A 15,381-nucleotide genomic window follows, 5' to 3' on the forward strand; every position below is an offset into this window, starting at 1 on the left:
TGACGCCAATATGGCAAAGCGGTCAGGTTTAGCGGTGAAAGGTGAGGGTTTGCGGGAAGCATGAGCGCTTGCGGACCCGCGCTTCACAGGAAGGGCGCGGTCCCGGTACTGCAGGAGCATGTTTTCGTCCTTTTCCGGAAAAGCGCCCGCGGGCGCTATGGCGGATTTATACAGAACAAAGCCGCGCTTTGGCCTGGCCTCTTCTACCATCGGCTCGGTAACAGTTGAAGCTGCATGATCCCGCAACAGCGGCGGGCTCATCCCGATTAGGTATCCCGACAATCGATTTCGGGTGTGTGTGACGCTCTCACGCCGCCGTCCTGTTGCCCGGAAAAGGCAATTCGGAACCATCGAATTCGATCTCATGCGTGGCCAGGTCGCCGCCGCGCTTCATCTGCTCCGTCCAAATCTGGCTATCGGGAAACCAGAAGGCATTTTCGCGTGGCGGCGCGACAAGTTTCACCGGCAGCGATGGATTGAAAATCTTCGACCAGGCCGAGAGATATGAAGGCGTCTTGATCAGATACCCGCAATTTGCGAGAAGCAGGCTAGCGACCAGTGCTTCGCGGCCGATTGCGAGTCCCGGATGTCCGCTGAAGTGCACAGGTTTTTCTCCCGTCGCGAGCAGTGTGGCGGGCGCGACGTTGACCGGCACGGCGAAGCCCCAGTTCACGAAGAAATCAAGGAAAGCCTGCTCGTCGCTGGAAACGAAGATGTTGGTGAGACGGGGTTCGTCGCGGAGCGTCCTCTCAACCGTACGGCAAAACGTATCCCGTTCGATCGTATGGGCCTCGAACCTCTTGTCGGTGCCGCGAAAATGGACGCCCAGTGTCGTTGCGCCGATACCAAGTCGTTGACGGATGCCGTCGACCTCCTCGCGGATCGATGCGGTTGGCTGGTAGTTCGACAGGAACAACGTACTCGCCCGATCGAGTTCAAGCCCCGATTCGTACCGGCGAAAACCCAGATCACCCAGATCGCTCACGACGGACGTTCGCAAACGCAGGCTCGCGGCTACCGGCGCTGGCGCGAGGTTTTCAAAGCATTCGGCAAGCCAGTCGATCTTGCCCTGCGCGTCACCATAACTGCCGCCGCGCGCGGAAACGACCGGCGTGAGATGCTTCTCATCGCAGTACAGCAAGATGCACAAGACGATTTGCATCACGGAGAAAAAGCCTGAACCTGCGCGGATCTCTATGACGAAGTAGCCACGGTTGAGGCGCTGCACAGCATGCACGGAAAGGCGGGATGGTGTATTAAGCGCATTCTTGAAGCCTTCGCTGCGCCGGACCTGTCTTGCGAACTCGATGAAATCTCCAAACATGAGAAGTCCCTCCTGTCGCCGGCAATATGCGATGGCAGGCCAGCATTAGTCTAAGGATTCAGTTGTCGCGCGCAAAAATTTCATTACCGCCTGCATCAGTTAATTAGTCAAACTTATTAAGAATAAATGGAGAAATTTGTCGAAACTTTCTTCATCCTAGCCGACATCGGCATGCGTTCTCGATCGGAAAAAAATAAGGTTATGTGGGGCACCGTACGAATCCGATGTTCTCTTTTACACACATCCCTATTCAAACCACATCCGGGGCTAATTTTCAAATGGGCTTCAGGTAGCCTGAACTGCCGCCGTCTGCTCCGGCGCAGCCACCGGGCGGGCCGCCAGGTCTGCGCCATCGAGGCGGAATACTTCGACCGCCGAACTCAACCGCTGCGCCTGCTCGTTCAACGACACGGCCGCGGCAGCAGCCTGCTCGACGAGCGCCGCATTCTGCTGCGTAACCTGATCCATCTGCGAGATCGCGAGATTGATCTGCTCGATGCCGACACGCTGCTCGGACGAGGCCATTTCGATATCGTGCATGATCGCACTCACGCGCGTAATCGATTCGACGATCTGCTTCATGGCATCGCCCGATCGTTTCACGATTTCGGCGCCGTTCCCAACTCGCGCTCCCGAATCCTGTATGACGTCCTTGATCTCGCGTGCAGCCGCCGCGCTGCGCTGCGAGAGCGAGCGAACCTCCCCGGCAACCACCGCGAAACCGCGGCCGTGTTCGCCCGCGCGCGCCGACTCCACGGCGGCGTTCAGTGCAAGGATGTTGGTCTGGAATGCGATGCCCTCGATCATCCCGACGATCTCGCCGATGCGACGCGAATCGCCGACGATGCCGTCCATCGCGCTGCTCACCTCGTCGGTCAGTTCGCCCCCCTGGCTTGCGAGCGACGAGGCATTCGCCGCGAGCGAACTCGCGACCTTCGCGTTGTCGGCGGTCTGCGATAGCGTGGTCGTCAGTTCCTCGATGCTCGCGACGGTTTCTTCGAGCGAGGCCGCCTGCTGCTCGGTGCGTTGCGAGAGGTCCGAGTTGCCGGCGGCGATCTCGGACACGCCCGTGTTGATCGTATCGACGCCGCCGCGCACGTCGCGCACGGTGGCGATCAGCGACGCCTGCATCTTCGAGAGCGCGCGCATCAGGCGGCCCATCTCGTTCGAGCTGTCCGCGACGATGTGCGCACCGAGGTCGCCGGCGGCGATACGCTCGAAGTGCTCGACGGCGGCGTCGGCCGGATGCACGATCGCGCGCACGAGCCACAGGCGCATCATCAACGCGACGAGCAAGGTGAACACGAGGCCGATCGCCACCGCGGTCGTCACGAAGGAGAAGCGCTTCTGGGCGTCGTCGTAGCGCTGCGCGCCGCGATCGAGTTGCACTTTCTCCACGGCGATCATGGCCTTCTCGTATGCGCCGTACAGCTTCGGCAACTGGTACGCCTGCAATTTGAGGAACGCGTCCCGGTTGTCGCTCTTCAGGGCCGCCAGCGCAGGCGCGACGCCGTCGTGCAGGAACACGTCGCGCTTCGCCTGCATGTCGCGCACCAGATCGCCTTTGTCGCCGTCGAGTGTCGCGAGAAATGCGGCGAGCTTGTCGTCCGAGATCTTCATATATTGATCAGAACGCCTAAGCACGCCTTGCGCGCCGTCCGCATCATGCAGGTCGTCGAGCGACGCATAGGTGGCAAGCGCAAGACGCAACCGGAGCAACTGGCCCGTACTGCTCTCCAGGTTCGCAACGGCGGGGGTGTCGACGGTGTAGGTTTGCCTGAGCGCTTCGTTGCTCTCACGCAGCGAAAGCAGCCCGACGGCGGCACCCGTTATCAGGGTTATCGCGAAGACAACGACCATCAGGGTAAGACAGGTTCGAATCGACAGATTTTTTGCCATGACTAACGATCAAGCAGGGTGAGCCGGACATGCGCAACGCGCCTTCTGGTTTGCGGCGCGGTGCGGAAGGACCTAAAGGAAATGGAGTGCTGCCAGCCGTCCGGGGCCGGTGGGGGACGCCCGCATCGCCATGCCAGGCGCCGGGCGACATTCGGTTGCGCGGGACGCCTCATCGCGATGCCCGCGATCGCGTCGTCCCGCCCGATGCCTGCACGAAGTGCGCTGGTCATTCGATTCCTTCGCGAACCGCAGACGGCTGCGAAACGCCATCGTCCGTCACGCCAGGCGCCGATCGCTGCGGTGTGCCGCCGAGGCCAGGCGCCGTGCCGTCGAGTCCGCGATCCGGACGCATCACGAACGTCAGCAGCATGCCGGCGGCCATGACGGCCATCGACACCATGAAGGGCAGATTCCAGTTGCCGGTCATGTCGATCAGCCAGCCGCCGACCACCGGACTCACGATCGCGGCTCCCGCGGAACCAGTGTTCATCAGCCCGCTCGCGGTGCCCGCATGTCTCGGCGCAATGTCCATCGGCACCGCCCACATCGGGCCGATCGTCATCTCGTTGAAGAAGAAGCCCGCGCTCAGGCACAGTGCGGCGAGCGTCACCGTCACGTTCTGCATGAGCAGGATCGGCATGAGCGACAACAGCGTGAGCAACATGCACACGCCGACCATGACGTTGCGCGCGAGCCGCAGATTACCGCTGCGCCGCAGAATGCGGTCGGTCAACAGACCCCCGAGCCAGTCGCCGAGCACGCCGGCGAAGAACACGCCCGATGCGAACAGCGCCGACTTGCTGAGCTGCATGTGATAGTTGTGCAGAAAGTATTGCGGAATCCAGCTGAGGAACAGCCACAACACCCACCCGTAGCAGAAGTACACGGCAGTCACCGGCGACATCCGCGCAATCAGCCGCCGCCACGGCACCGGGGTGCGCTCTTTGGCGCCGCTGTAGATTTCGAGGGTGGCACATTCGCTGCCGGTGATCTTCGGATGGTCCCGTGGATCGTCCCGGAAATACAGGACCCAGACAATCGCCCACAGGAAGCTCGCGATGCCGGTTGCAATGAACGCACCGCGCCAGCCGAACGTGAGCATCAGCCACACGATGAGCGGCGGCGCAACCGCGTTGCCGACTCTCGATGCCGCGTGCGTGATGCCCTGCGCGAGGCCGCGACGGTTCGCGGGCGTCCAGTTCGACATCGCGCGCGTTGCGGTCGGGAACGTTGCGCCTTCGCCAAGCCCGAGCAGCAGCCGCGCGACGATCAGCGACACGAAGCCGCCCGCAAGACCGGTAAGCACCGTTGCACCGGCCCAGATCACCGCGCAGGCCGTCAGCGTGCGACGCGGACCGAAGCGGTCGCCGACCCAGCCGCCGATGATCTGGAAGACGAGATACGGATACGCGAATGCGGAGAACACGAAACCCACCTGCGTATGCGACAGTTTCAGCTCGGCGCCAAACGCGCCGGCCGCCGTGCTGACGTTGACGCGATCAACGTAGGTGATCAGATACATCACGCACAGCAACAGCAACACGCGCGTGGTGGCTCGACTGAACATCATCATCTCCAGGAAGAGGATGCACGGACGCGACGATGTTTCCCGTACGCCCGGCAACGTGTACTTCGAAAGACGGCATGCCGCGGAACACGCGCTTTGGCTGGTCGGCCGGAATATCGCGACGCGAGAATGCTGAGTAGCCCGAATCGGTTCATGTTGGCACTGCAGTCTTGCGTGAGATTCGTTGCGTGGTCCGTTCCCATTTTTAACGGCAGTGTTTAGCGCTTCTTTAACGTTTGCGCGACGAAATATGAAGTGAGTATGGTAGGAATCCGAATTAATTGGCGAGCGTCGAACGTACGCTTCGGAGTGGCGTTGCTATCGCGTGCGTATTGCCTGCAATAGCAGCGGACCGGCCGTTGCGCGCTGGCTGATGAACCAGCGAAATCCGGAAAAAGCGAAGGGGGATGAGCGGGCCATCCGGTGCGACGGCGCGATGGAATTGCGCAGCCGTCGCATCAGGTCAGTGCCCGGTCGTTTGCGAGTGCGTCGTTGAGCGTTCGACTGCGCTGGCTCGTACCTGTGTCGCTTTCTCCGGGGGCACGCTCAGACGAGCGTGACCTCGATGGGCGGCAGGCCAGGGATCTCGCCGCGCGCGACACCCGCGGACGACGCGAAGAACAACCCCGTATAGGAACCCGTGGTCAGCACGGTGCCCGGCTCGATCGCGACGCCGCGCGACACCGCGTGATTGACCACCCACGCGAGCAGCCGGCGAGGGTCGCCGGCCGGGTTCGCGGGCGTACCGTCGAACGCGCTCGCGCCGTCGAACGCGAAGCGCATCGCGGGCGCGACGAACGGCCAGGCGGCGTCATAGGCCACCCCTTCGCCGACGACGAGCGCGCCATGATTCTGCAAATCGGCCAGTTGCCACAGCTTGTCGACGTCGGGCCATGCCCGGAAGCGGCTCGACACCACCTCGATCGCCGCGTGCACGGACGCGATGGCCGCGACCACGGTGGCGTCGTCGTACGGCCCGCTGTGCGGTTCGAAGCGGCGGCCGAACGTGAACGCGACTTCCAGCTCGAGGCCCACCTTCGCGAACGATGCACGCCGCAGCGTCACCGGTTGGCGGAACACGCCGGCGGACGGCAGCGGCGCGCCCTGGATCGGACCATCGGGCGACTTCGCGCCCACCTTCCAGCCGCCGATCTTGCCGCCGAGCGCGCGCACCGTTGCCTGCTGCACGTCGTAGGCCTCGTCCTCGGTCGAGGGGCGCAGTGCCGGCGCGATCGTATCGAGCGCGCTCGCGGTGCCATCCGCGGTGCGCGCGGCGACGAACTGCGCGGCAAGCGCCTCGGCCTTTTCCGCCATCGGCGTGCCGTAGTCTGCGGATGCGGCGCTCATGCGGCCACCTTCAGCGCGGGTTTTGCGACGTGGCTCGTCAGGTAGTCCATCGCGGCCGTCACGCCGCTGCCGCGCAGCGCGATGCCGGAGAGCTTCAGCCCCATCTCGCAGCCGCCGAGCGCGGCGAGCAGCGTGAGATCGTTGCAGTCGCCGAGGTGGCCGATGCGGAACATGCGCCCCTTCACCTTGCCGAGGCCGGTGCCGAGCGACAGGTCGAAGTGTTCGTAGATCGTCTTGCGCACGGCGTCGGCATCGACGCCTTCGGGCATCACCACGCCCGTGAGCACCGGCGAGTAGACCGCCGGATCGACGCACTGGATTTCGAGGCCCCAGGCGTTCACCGCCGCCCGGCAGGCTCCCGCGAGCCGCTGGTGACGCGCGAACACACGGTCGAGCCCCTCGCCGAGAATCATGTCGAGCGCTTCCGCGAGTCCGTACAGCAGGTTCGTGTTCGGCGTGTAGGGCCAGTAGCCCAGATGGTTCGCCTCGATGATCTCGGCCCAGCCCCAGAACGCGCGTGGCAGCTTCGCCTGGCGGCTCGCGTCCAGCGCCTTCTGCGACACCGCGTTGAAGCTGATGCCGGGCGGCAGCATCAGGCCCTTCTGCGAGCCGGATACGGTGACGTCGACGCCCCACTCGTCGTGCCGGTAGTCAGCCGACGCGAGGCCCGAGATCGTATCGACGAGCAGCAGCGCGGGATGCCCGGCGGCATCGATCGCGCGGCGCACTGCGGCGATGTCGGACGTGACGCCGGTGGACGTCTCGTTGTGCACGACGCACACGGCCTTGATCGCGTGCCCGCTGTCGGCGCGCAGACGCGCTTCGATCAGGTCCGGCTGCACACCGCGGCGCCACCCCTCCGTGCCGGGCAGGCCGAGAAACTCCGGCTTCAGCCCGAGGTTTTCAGCGAGCTTCTTCCACAACGTCGCGAAGTGGCCGGTTTCGTACATCAGCACGGTATCGCCGGGGCTCAGCGTGTTCGTGAGGGCCGCTTCCCACGCGCCGGTGCCCGACGCCGGATAGATCACCACGGGCTGCGCGGTCTTGAAGATCTTTTTGATGCCATCCAGCACCGTCAGACCGAGCGCGCCGAATTCGGGACCGCGATGGTCGATGGTTGGGTAGCTCATGGCCCGCAAGATGCGGTCGGGGACCGGGCTCGGCCCCGGAATCTGCAGGAAATGACGGCCCGCCGGATGAAAGTCCAGTTTCAGCATGAAGCGCTCCCGATTTTGGCTGAATTGAGCTGAATGGCATTTTGAATGCAAAATACTTTAATGCACGATTGATCAGATGAAAAGCGGAGAATCGTCGGGAGAGATAGGGGTAAACCCTTAAGGGTGTGTGACAATTGTGATGCGCTACCATTGCCGCAAACAGAATGATCGAGGTCCCCGATGCAAAATGCCGATGTTCCCGAGGCGCAACTCGCGCCTGCGTTGCCGAAGGTCGAGCGACAGCATCTGCACGAGACGGTGGTCGATCATCTGCGCAATTTCATCGTCGAAGGGCTGCTCGCGCCGGGCGTGAAGCTGAACGAGCGCAAGCTGTGCGAGATGCTCGGCATCTCGCGTACTCCGCTGCGCGAGGCGCTGAAGGTGCTCGCGGCGGAAGGGCTGATCGATATCTCGCCGAATCGCGGCGCCAGCGTCGCGCAACTGGACAAGGCCGAAATCGACGACATGTTCGAGTTGATGAGCGGCCTCGAAGCGTTCGCGGGCGAACTCGCGTGCGAGCGAATCACCGAGGCCGAGATCGCGGACATCAAGGCGTTGCACGCGGAGATGCTCGCTTGTCGCGAGCAGAACGACCTGTCCGGCTACTACGCGCGCAATCGGACGATCCACGACCTTATCAACATGGCCGCACGCAACGCGGCGCTGCGGCAGACCTATGTGACACTGAACCGGCGGCTGCAGGCGCTGCGATTCCGGTCTAACTTCCAGACCGCGAAGTGGGACAGCGCGATCCGCGACCATGACGCGATGATCCATGCGCTCGAAGCGCGCGACGGGCGACGGCTATCGGCGATCATGCGCTCGCATCTGCTGGCAAAGCGCGCTGCGGTGCTCGCTGAGCGCACGCTAATGACCGTTGATGCAGATTCGTTGGCCGATGTGGCCGTGGGGCGCAAAGGAACGTAGAGGTTGGCTAACGCTGAATGCATGTGCTGGGCGGGCCAGACGGGCTTCACGTTGGCGGAAAAAACAGCCCTTTCATGGCAGGGCGTCCGTCACAACATCGCGTTTCGCGAAAAGGTGGTGCTATGGGACCGGAACCTGATCTACTCATTCCAGACCACTTCCATCTTCGAAGACGACCAGCCTTACGAAAAGGGCCAAAAACCACCTCCTGCTGCTGACCGAGAGGTCACGATCCTGGAACTCGCCAGCGGTTTGGCAAAGATCGGTCAGGCCAACTTTGCGTGGGCTCGTGGACTGCAGAAGCATGTAGACCGTCTTGTCGGTGGATACAGCCCTGCTCACGTCCTCCTCCTGGAAATTCTCACCTGGCCGCAAAGCTTTTAATTTCGCATAGCGAATTAAATATTTCGCCACAGAGGGAAGAATCCGCGGAGTTGCTTGCGTTTGAACTGCGGACACCCAATCGCAGAGGTTCGTGCTGCTAATAAGGCAGAGCAGGCATTTTTCATATGTGAAAAGAGAGATCGCGACTATATTGCCCGTTTTTGGCGGATTCCTAAAAATCGCATCTTCTTTGTACGGCGACAGCGTTGCTAGAACTTCACGCGCAACTGAAACCCGATGGTAAACGGCAGATCGTCGGAAGGTATCGGCGGAATGACGATGAAATTCACGCCTACGCGCTTGTACGCGACCATCACGATCGGCGCAGCCACGGGCCCGATGGTATGGTCGTGTCCGAGACCCCAGTTGCCGTAGTTGTAGCCGGAGATGATGCCGCCCATCGCCGCCAGACGCACGAAGCCCCAATGCAGGAACTCGGGCGCCCACACCGCGCCGCCATAATACGAGGGCCGGCGCAGCGAATTGCGAAAGCCGCCTGCCGTGAGCGCCCATTGATCGCCCGGCCAGCATTCGATACCGAGGCCAGGGTTGAACTGTTCGAAGTCCTTGTCGGGATGGATGTGGTACGAGCCCACCATGGCGTCCACCCAGAGGCCCGAACCGCACCAGTTGGCCGCGTGCGCCGTCTGCGCCACGCCTGATAACAGCAGTGGGGAGAGCAGCAGTGCCGCCGCCGCGCCGCGCCTTGTTTTCTTCGCTTTCGCTTTCGCTTCCGATACCGTTGCCGCGCCACCTGGCATCTGCCAAAACCGCATGGGCTCTCCGTCTTTTATTGCACCGGTCCGCTTCGGGACCGTCTCCTTTCCGGTTGCTGGTTCGAGGTGAATGACGAACTGTACCGCAACCCGATGCGTCCGCAATGGAGGCCAGGCTCGGATCGGGCGACTCGCGCGTCATTGCTCGCTGCGGTAATCATGCCAGCGTAGTGAGTCGTCCCGATGAAAGCGAGTTGTCAAAGGCCGAGATCGGAGAGGCCGGGGTGGTCGTCTGGACGTCGTCCGAGGGGCCAGCGATAAAGGCGGTCCGACTCGCAAATGGGCAAGTCGTTGATGCATGCGTGACGGTGCGCCATGAGACCGTTCGTGTCGAATTCCCAGTTCTCGTTGCCGTACGAGCGGAACCAGTTGCCCGAGTCGTCGTGCCACTCGTAGGCAAAGCGCACGGCGATGCGATTGTCCGTGTACGCCCACAGTTCCTTGATCAGGCGATAGTCCAGTTCGCGTGCCCATTTGCGCGTGAGAAACGCGACGATCGCCTCGCGACCCGTGACGAATTCCGCGCGATTGCGCCACACGCTTTGCGGCGTGTAGGCGAGCGACACGCGCTGCGGATCGCGTGTGTTCCAGCCGTCTTCAGCGGCGCGCACTTTCTGCATGGCGCTTTCGCGCGTGAACGGCGGCAACGGCGGACGCACTTCGGTCGAATCACTCATGGTCTTGCTCCTTGCGTTGGGCGGCGCGCCGCAAGGGCGCGCGCAATGCGGATTCACTTCGGGACTGGCTTCGGGAACCGGAATCACTTCGCGGCGCGAGTGCGTCGAGCAACGCCCGGCCGGCGGCGCGTGCGTCGAGCGCCGCATCGGCGTCACCGCTCACGAGCGCCACGCCGATCGCGCCGTCGATCAGGATCAGCCATTGGCGCGCGAGCCGTGCGGCTACGCGGCGATCCGCACCGGATGCCGCGGCCCAGGCGTCGCTCTGCTCGCGCACGAAATCAAGCAGGCGCGCCTTGTGATCGCGCGCGACCACGCGCACGGGATCGTCGGACGATGCGGTCTCGCCGGCGGCATTGAGAAAGGCGCAGCCGTGAAAGCCTTCCGAGGCGAACCATTCGCGCAACACGTCGAACATGCCGACAAGCCGTGCCTGCGGGGTACGCCCGCACGCAAGCGTGCCGGCGACGAACCAGCGCATCCAGCGCTCGTCGCGCCGCGATAGCGCGGCCGCGACGAGCGCGTCTTTCGATTCGAAATACGTATAGAAACTCTTGCGTGCCGCGCCTGCCGCGCGAACGATCGCATCGACGCCCGTTGCATGGATCCCGCCTGCGTAGATCAGCGCCTCTGCGGCGTCGAGCAGGCGTTCGCGCGTGTCGGCCTGAGGTGCTTCGGGGTTCGGAATGGCGGGCGCGCTCATGGCTTGTCTCGATCCAACGGTATTGGGACGGGCGTCGGGAGAATGATCGTTCTCCAAGCCGCCAGAGTAGAACGTTCATTCTCCCAAGTCAAGGTAGATTGCCATTCCCGCGTTTCTTGTCGTGCAATGAGCAAGTGCGCGAGCGACGTGGCGATCCGGCCCCGGCGCGCTATTCTTTGTCTCGGCGATGGAAGAAACGCGGGCTTGATACGTACTGGAACGTATCAAGCTCCGTTAAAGGAAGAAATCAAGGAGGAGAAAATGAAAAATCAGCCATTCACTCGCCTCGTTCGAGCCTCTCGCCGCGCCTTCTGCATCGCGCTGGGTGCGGCGTGCCTTGCCGCATGCACGCCGCTGCGCGTCGTCACGCACAGCGTGAGCCGCACGGAAGCCGACGTACCACCGGGCCACTACGTGCTCGACGCGCATCACTGGAGCATCGTGTTCGACGTCGATCACTTCCATTACACGCGCTTCGTCATGCGCTTCGACCGCGCACAGGCACAGCTCGACTGGCCCGCGCCCGACGTCGAAGCGGCTTCGGTCTCGGCGACCATCGACGCAACGAGCCTCGACACCAACGTGAGCGCACTCGACGCCATGGTGAAAGGCACGCAGATGCTCGACGTCGAGCGCTATGCGCAGATCCGCTTCGCGAGCACGCATTTCGAGCGCACCGGCGAGGGGCGCGGCATGCTCACGGGCAATCTCACGATACGCGGCGTGACGCAGCCGGTCACGCTCGACGTCACCTTGAACGGCTACGCGCCGAATCCGCTCACGAAGCAGCCCACGCTCGGCTTCACCGCATCGGGGCATTTCAGCCGCGCCGCGTTCGGACTCACGACCTGGTATCCCGCGGTGGGCGATGAGATCGACGTGCGCATCGAGGCCGAATTCGAGCAGCCCGCGCCTGGCGCAGCGCCGTGAAAACGCAGCGCGCTCAGGCAGCCGACCAGTCGAGAATCACCTTGCCGCTCTCGCCCGAAAGCATCGCGGCGAAGCCTTTCTCGTAGTCGTCCACGTCGAACCGGTGCGTGATGATAGGTGAAAGATCGAGCCCGCTTTGCAGCATCGCGACCATCTTGTACCAGGTCTCGAACATTTCGCGGCCGTAAATGCCCTTGATTTCCAGCCCCTTGAAGATCACCTGGTTCCAGTCGATCGCGGTTTGCGCGGGCGGGATGCCGAGCAGCGCGACCTTGCCGCCGTGGTTCATCGACTCGAGCAGCGCCGTGAACGCGCTCGGCACGCCCGACATCTCGAGGCCCACATCGAAGCCTTCGGTCATGTGAAGATCGGCCATCACGTCGTGCAGCGATTCGCGCGAAACGTTCACTGCGCGGGTCGCACCCATCTTGCGCGCGAGTTCGAGGCGGTAGTCGTTGACGTCGGTGATCACGACGTTGCGCGCGCCCACATGCTTCGCAATCGCCACGGCCATGATGCCGATCGGCCCCGCGCCCGTGATGAGCACGTCCTCGCCGACAAGATTGAACGACAGCGCCGTGTGCGTGGCATTGCCGAACGGGTCGAAGATCGCGGCGAGATCGTCGGAAATCTCGGGCGGAATCCTGAACGCATTGAAGGCTGGAATCACGAGATATTCGGCAAACGCGCCTTCGCGGTTCACGCCTACGCCCGTCGTGTTGCGGCACAAATGGCGCCGCCCCGCGCGGCAGTTGCGGCAAAAGCCGCAGGTGATATGCCCTTCGCCCGACACGCGGTCGCCAATCTGAAAGCCGCGCACTTCCTGCCCCATCTCGACGATCTCGCCCACGTATTCGTGGCCCACGTGCATCGGCACCGGAATGGTCTTCTGCGCCCAGTCATCCCATTTCCAGATGTGGATGTCCGTGCCGCAGATCGCCGTCTTGCGGATCTTGATCATCACGTCGTTGTGGCCGACTTCGGGCTTCTTCACACGCGTGAGCGTGAGGCCGGGTGCACGCTCGAGTTTGGCGAGTGCTTTCATTTGATTCGCAATCCTTGTTAAATCACGCCGAGATTCTTGCCGACGCGCTCAAATGCGGCGACGGCGCGCCCGATCTGCTCGGGCGTGTGGGCGGCGCTCATCTGCGTGCGAATGCGCGCGCGACCCTTCGGCACCACCGGATACGAGAAGCCGATCACATAGACGCCGTCGTGGAGCAACGCGTCGGCCATCTTCGTGGCAACCTGCGCGTCGCCGAGCATCACGGGAATGATGGGGTGCTCGCCGGGCACGAGCGTAAAGCCGAGCGAGCTCATCTCTCGGCGGAATTGAACGCCGTTCTCGCGCACGCGGCCGCGCAGTTGCGCGCCTTCGTCGCTGGCAATCAGTGCGAGCACCGCAAGCGACGCGGCCGCAATGCTCGGCGTAAGCGTATTGGAGAACAGGTATGGGCGCGAGCGCTGGCGCAGCAAGTCGACCACTTCCTGCTTCGCCGCGACATAGCCGCCCGAAGCGCCGCCGAGCGCCTTGCCAAGCGTGCCTGTGATGATGTCCACACGACCGGCTACGCCGCAATGCTCGGGCGTACCGCGCCCGTGCTCGCCGATGAAGCCGACCGCATGCGAATCGTCGACCATCACGAGCGCGTCGTAACGGTCGGCGAGATCGCAAATGCCCTTGAGGTCGGCGATGATGCCGTCCATCGAAAACACGCCATCGGTGGCGATGAGCTTGTAGCGCGCGCCGGCTTCGTCGGCTTCCCGCAGCTTTGCTTCGAGGTCCGAAATATCATTGTTCTTGTAGCGGTAGCGGCGCGCCTTCGAAAGGCGCACGCCGTCGATGATGCTCGCGTGATTGAGTTCATCGCTGATGATGGCGTCTTCTTCGCCCAGCAGCGTTTCGAACAAGCCGCCGTTTGCGTCGAAGCAGCTCGAATAAAGTATGCAGTCCTCGGTTTGCAGGAACGCGGCGAGCGCACTTTCGAGCTGCTTGTGCACTGTTTGCGTGCCGCAGATGAAACGCACCGATGCCATGCCGAAACCGTCGCGCTCGAGGCCGTCTTTTGCTGCCGCGACGAGGCGTGCGTCGTTGGCAAGACCAAGGTAATTGTTGGCGCAGAAGTTGAGCACTTCGCTGCCGTCGGCCAGCCGGATCTCCGCCGACTGCGGCGTCGCGATCACGCGCTCGCTCTTGTAGAAGCCGTCGGCGCGGATCTGGTCGAGCGTTGCGCGCAGGTGATCGATATACGGGGTACGCATGAGTCGTGCTCCTGACATAGCCGCGGCCTGCTATAGTCGCCGTCAGCCGTTGGCGAAATTTTCCTTTATTTCGAACTCAAGTTCGATATGTCGAACGAACTCTAAACGATGAGGCCGTGAATGGCAAGCACTCGCAAACCACGCGCCACCCCGGTGGGCGCCCTTTCGGACGCGCCCGCGCCAGCGGCATCGAGCGCCCAGCCGGCATCTACCGTACCGGCTGCGGCCGCGCCGCCGCGCGTGGGCGAACAGATCCAGCGGCTGCGCACCGAGCGCAAGATGACGCTCGACGACCTCTCGCGCGCCGCGGGCGTCTCGAAATCCATGCTATCGGAAATCGAGCGCGACAAGGCGAACCCGACCATCGCCGTAGCCTGGCGGCTCACGAACGCATTGGGCGTCAAGCTCGATTCGCTGTTCGTCGCACCGAAAGCGCCCGAAGCAATCGCGGTCGCCGGGCCGCACGATATCCCAACGCTGCTCGGTCACGAGGCGGGGTACCAGTTGCGCGTGTGGGGTCCGATCGAGCTCGCCGGCCATTTCGAGTGGTACGAGCTGACGCTCAAGCCCGGCGGCGCGCTGGTTTCGGGCGCGCACGAACCCGGCACGCGCGAGCATCTGACGGTGCTGCAGGGAAGCGTGGAAATCGAGGCGGCGGGCGCGACGCAGCGACTTAAGGCTGCGGACACGGCGCGTTACATCGCCGATCAACCGCACGCCGTCCGCAACGCGGGCAAGGGCGAGGCGCGCGCGCTGCTGGTGGTGATCCACGGGTAAGCGCCCGTTTCACCGCTCACGCTGGCCGAACGGACGAGGCTGCGCAATCCGCTCTACTACTGTATATTCATACAGTAAAAGTCCGATCGGAGCCGCTGATGTCCCTCCCAACCGAACTGCCGCGCGAGCACGACTTGGCGGCCCTGCGCTTCCAGGCCGCCGCGCGCGACCTCGAACACATCGTCCGCAACATCGCGCAACGCTACATCGTGCGGCAGGTGCCGCTCACGTGGCGGCTGCTGCACGCGATCGAGGCGGAAGCGCTTGCAGACCTCGGCTTTGCCAGCCGCCACGATGCCCTCATGCTCGGCCTCTTTCAGCGGCCAGGCGACCTTGCCTGGCCCGAAACCGACGACGCCGTCGACTTCGGCCAATCCACCGCGCTGCCCGCCGTATTCGCTTTCGCCGTCTCGGCCTATGAGCGTGCCGCACAGTGCGCCGAAGAGACCCGCCGACAGACAGAACACACGCATGCAGCACGGCGCGCACGAGCTTGGGGTGGCTAACCCCCGGCCCAGCGACGCAATGCGCCGACCGGCCATGCAACGAAACAATCTCGCTATAATGGCCTCGTAACGCAACTAACGGAGT

General features: G+C 63.3%; 15 protein-coding genes. 5 read left to right on the forward strand and 10 right to left on the reverse strand.

All coding sequences use genetic code 11. The features are described 5' to 3' along the window. Positions 1–307: 307 nt before the first annotated feature. The 5 genes from BLU17_RS06135 to BLU17_RS06155 form a co-directional block, all read right to left on the reverse strand. On the reverse strand, positions 308–1,324 hold the full coding sequence (locus BLU17_RS06135; RefSeq protein WP_245746741.1) for an O-fucosyltransferase family protein: 1,017 nt from the start codon (positions 1,322–1,324) through the stop codon (positions 308–310). Positions 1,325–1,609: 285 nt separating this feature from the next. Beyond that, a complete protein-coding gene (locus BLU17_RS06140; RefSeq protein WP_091995837.1) occupies positions 1,610–3,223 on the reverse strand; it encodes a methyl-accepting chemotaxis protein in 1,614 nt (537 codons plus the stop codon). A gap of 226 nt (positions 3,224–3,449) precedes the next feature. After that, positions 3,450–4,793, reverse strand: coding sequence for an MFS transporter (locus BLU17_RS06145; protein ID WP_091996056.1), 1,344 nt, complete (start codon positions 4,791–4,793; stop codon positions 3,450–3,452). Positions 4,794–5,336: 543 nt separating this feature from the next. After that, a complete protein-coding gene (locus tag BLU17_RS06150; protein WP_245746742.1) occupies positions 5,337–6,137 on the reverse strand; it encodes a 2-keto-4-pentenoate hydratase in 801 nt (266 codons plus the stop codon). Beyond that, positions 6,134–7,354, reverse strand: coding sequence for a pyridoxal-phosphate-dependent aminotransferase family protein (locus BLU17_RS06155; RefSeq protein ID WP_091995839.1), 1,221 nt, complete (start codon positions 7,352–7,354; stop codon positions 6,134–6,136). The genes BLU17_RS06150 and BLU17_RS06155 overlap by 4 nt, the downstream gene beginning before the upstream one ends. 180 nt (positions 7,355–7,534) lie before the next feature. Between BLU17_RS06155 and BLU17_RS06160 the strand changes: the two genes are divergently transcribed. Together BLU17_RS06160 and BLU17_RS06165 are read left to right on the forward strand one after the other, a co-directional pair. Further along, entirely contained in the window at positions 7,535–8,281 is a 747-nt protein-coding gene (locus BLU17_RS06160; protein WP_091995842.1) for a GntR family transcriptional regulator, read from the forward strand. A 3-nt stretch (positions 8,282–8,284) separates the two neighbouring features. Next, positions 8,285–8,665, forward strand: a complete 381-nt coding sequence (locus BLU17_RS06165; RefSeq protein WP_176928944.1) for a hypothetical protein — start codon at positions 8,285–8,287, stop codon at positions 8,663–8,665. A 209-nt stretch (positions 8,666–8,874) separates the two neighbouring features. Here BLU17_RS06165 and BLU17_RS06170 read toward each other — a convergent pair whose 3' ends face one another. The 3 genes from BLU17_RS06170 to BLU17_RS06180 form a co-directional block, all read right to left on the reverse strand. Then, positions 8,875–9,426 carry a hypothetical protein gene (locus tag BLU17_RS06170; protein WP_091996058.1) on the reverse strand — a complete coding sequence of 184 codons (552 nt, stop codon included), beginning with the start codon at positions 9,424–9,426 and terminating at the stop codon, positions 8,875–8,877. Positions 9,427–9,638: 212 nt separating this feature from the next. After that, a complete protein-coding gene (locus tag BLU17_RS06175; RefSeq protein WP_091995843.1) occupies positions 9,639–10,118 on the reverse strand; it encodes a nuclear transport factor 2 family protein in 480 nt (159 codons plus the stop codon). Continuing rightward, positions 10,111–10,821, reverse strand: coding sequence for a TetR/AcrR family transcriptional regulator (locus BLU17_RS06180; RefSeq protein ID WP_091995844.1), 711 nt, complete (start codon positions 10,819–10,821; stop codon positions 10,111–10,113). The genes BLU17_RS06175 and BLU17_RS06180 overlap by 8 nt, the downstream gene beginning before the upstream one ends. Before the next feature lie 261 nt (positions 10,822–11,082). On the opposite strand from BLU17_RS06180, the gene BLU17_RS06185 reads away from it, so the two are divergent. After that, positions 11,083–11,751 carry a YceI family protein gene (locus tag BLU17_RS06185; protein WP_091995845.1) on the forward strand — a complete coding sequence of 223 codons (669 nt, stop codon included), beginning with the start codon at positions 11,083–11,085 and terminating at the stop codon, positions 11,749–11,751. Positions 11,752–11,764: 13 nt separating this feature from the next. On the opposite strand, the gene tdh is transcribed toward BLU17_RS06185, so the two are convergent. After that, positions 11,765–12,796: an L-threonine 3-dehydrogenase gene (gene tdh, locus BLU17_RS06190; RefSeq protein ID WP_091995846.1), complete on the reverse strand. Its 1,032-nt coding sequence runs from the start codon at positions 12,794–12,796 to the stop codon at positions 11,765–11,767. Between the two features lie 17 nt (positions 12,797–12,813). Further along, positions 12,814–14,013, reverse strand: coding sequence for a glycine C-acetyltransferase (locus BLU17_RS06195; RefSeq protein ID WP_091995847.1), 1,200 nt, complete (start codon positions 14,011–14,013; stop codon positions 12,814–12,816). Between the two features lie 120 nt (positions 14,014–14,133). Here BLU17_RS06195 and BLU17_RS06200 point away from each other — a divergent pair, with 120 nt between their 5' ends. Both BLU17_RS06200 and BLU17_RS06205 read left to right on the forward strand, forming a co-directional pair. Continuing rightward, on the forward strand, positions 14,134–14,790 hold the full coding sequence (locus BLU17_RS06200) for a helix-turn-helix domain-containing protein (RefSeq protein ID WP_091995848.1): 657 nt from the start codon (positions 14,134–14,136) through the stop codon (positions 14,788–14,790). 98 nt (positions 14,791–14,888) lie between these two features. Next, the gene (locus tag BLU17_RS06205) at positions 14,889–15,296 is read left to right on the forward strand and encodes a DUF2471 family protein (RefSeq protein WP_091995849.1); all 408 of its coding nucleotides are present in this window, start codon (positions 14,889–14,891) and stop codon (positions 15,294–15,296) included. Positions 15,297–15,381 lie beyond the last annotated feature (85 nt).

The sequence above is a fragment of the Paraburkholderia lycopersici genome (assembly GCF_900096975.1).
GTDB lineage: Bacteria > Pseudomonadota > Gammaproteobacteria > Burkholderiales > Burkholderiaceae > Paraburkholderia > Paraburkholderia lycopersici.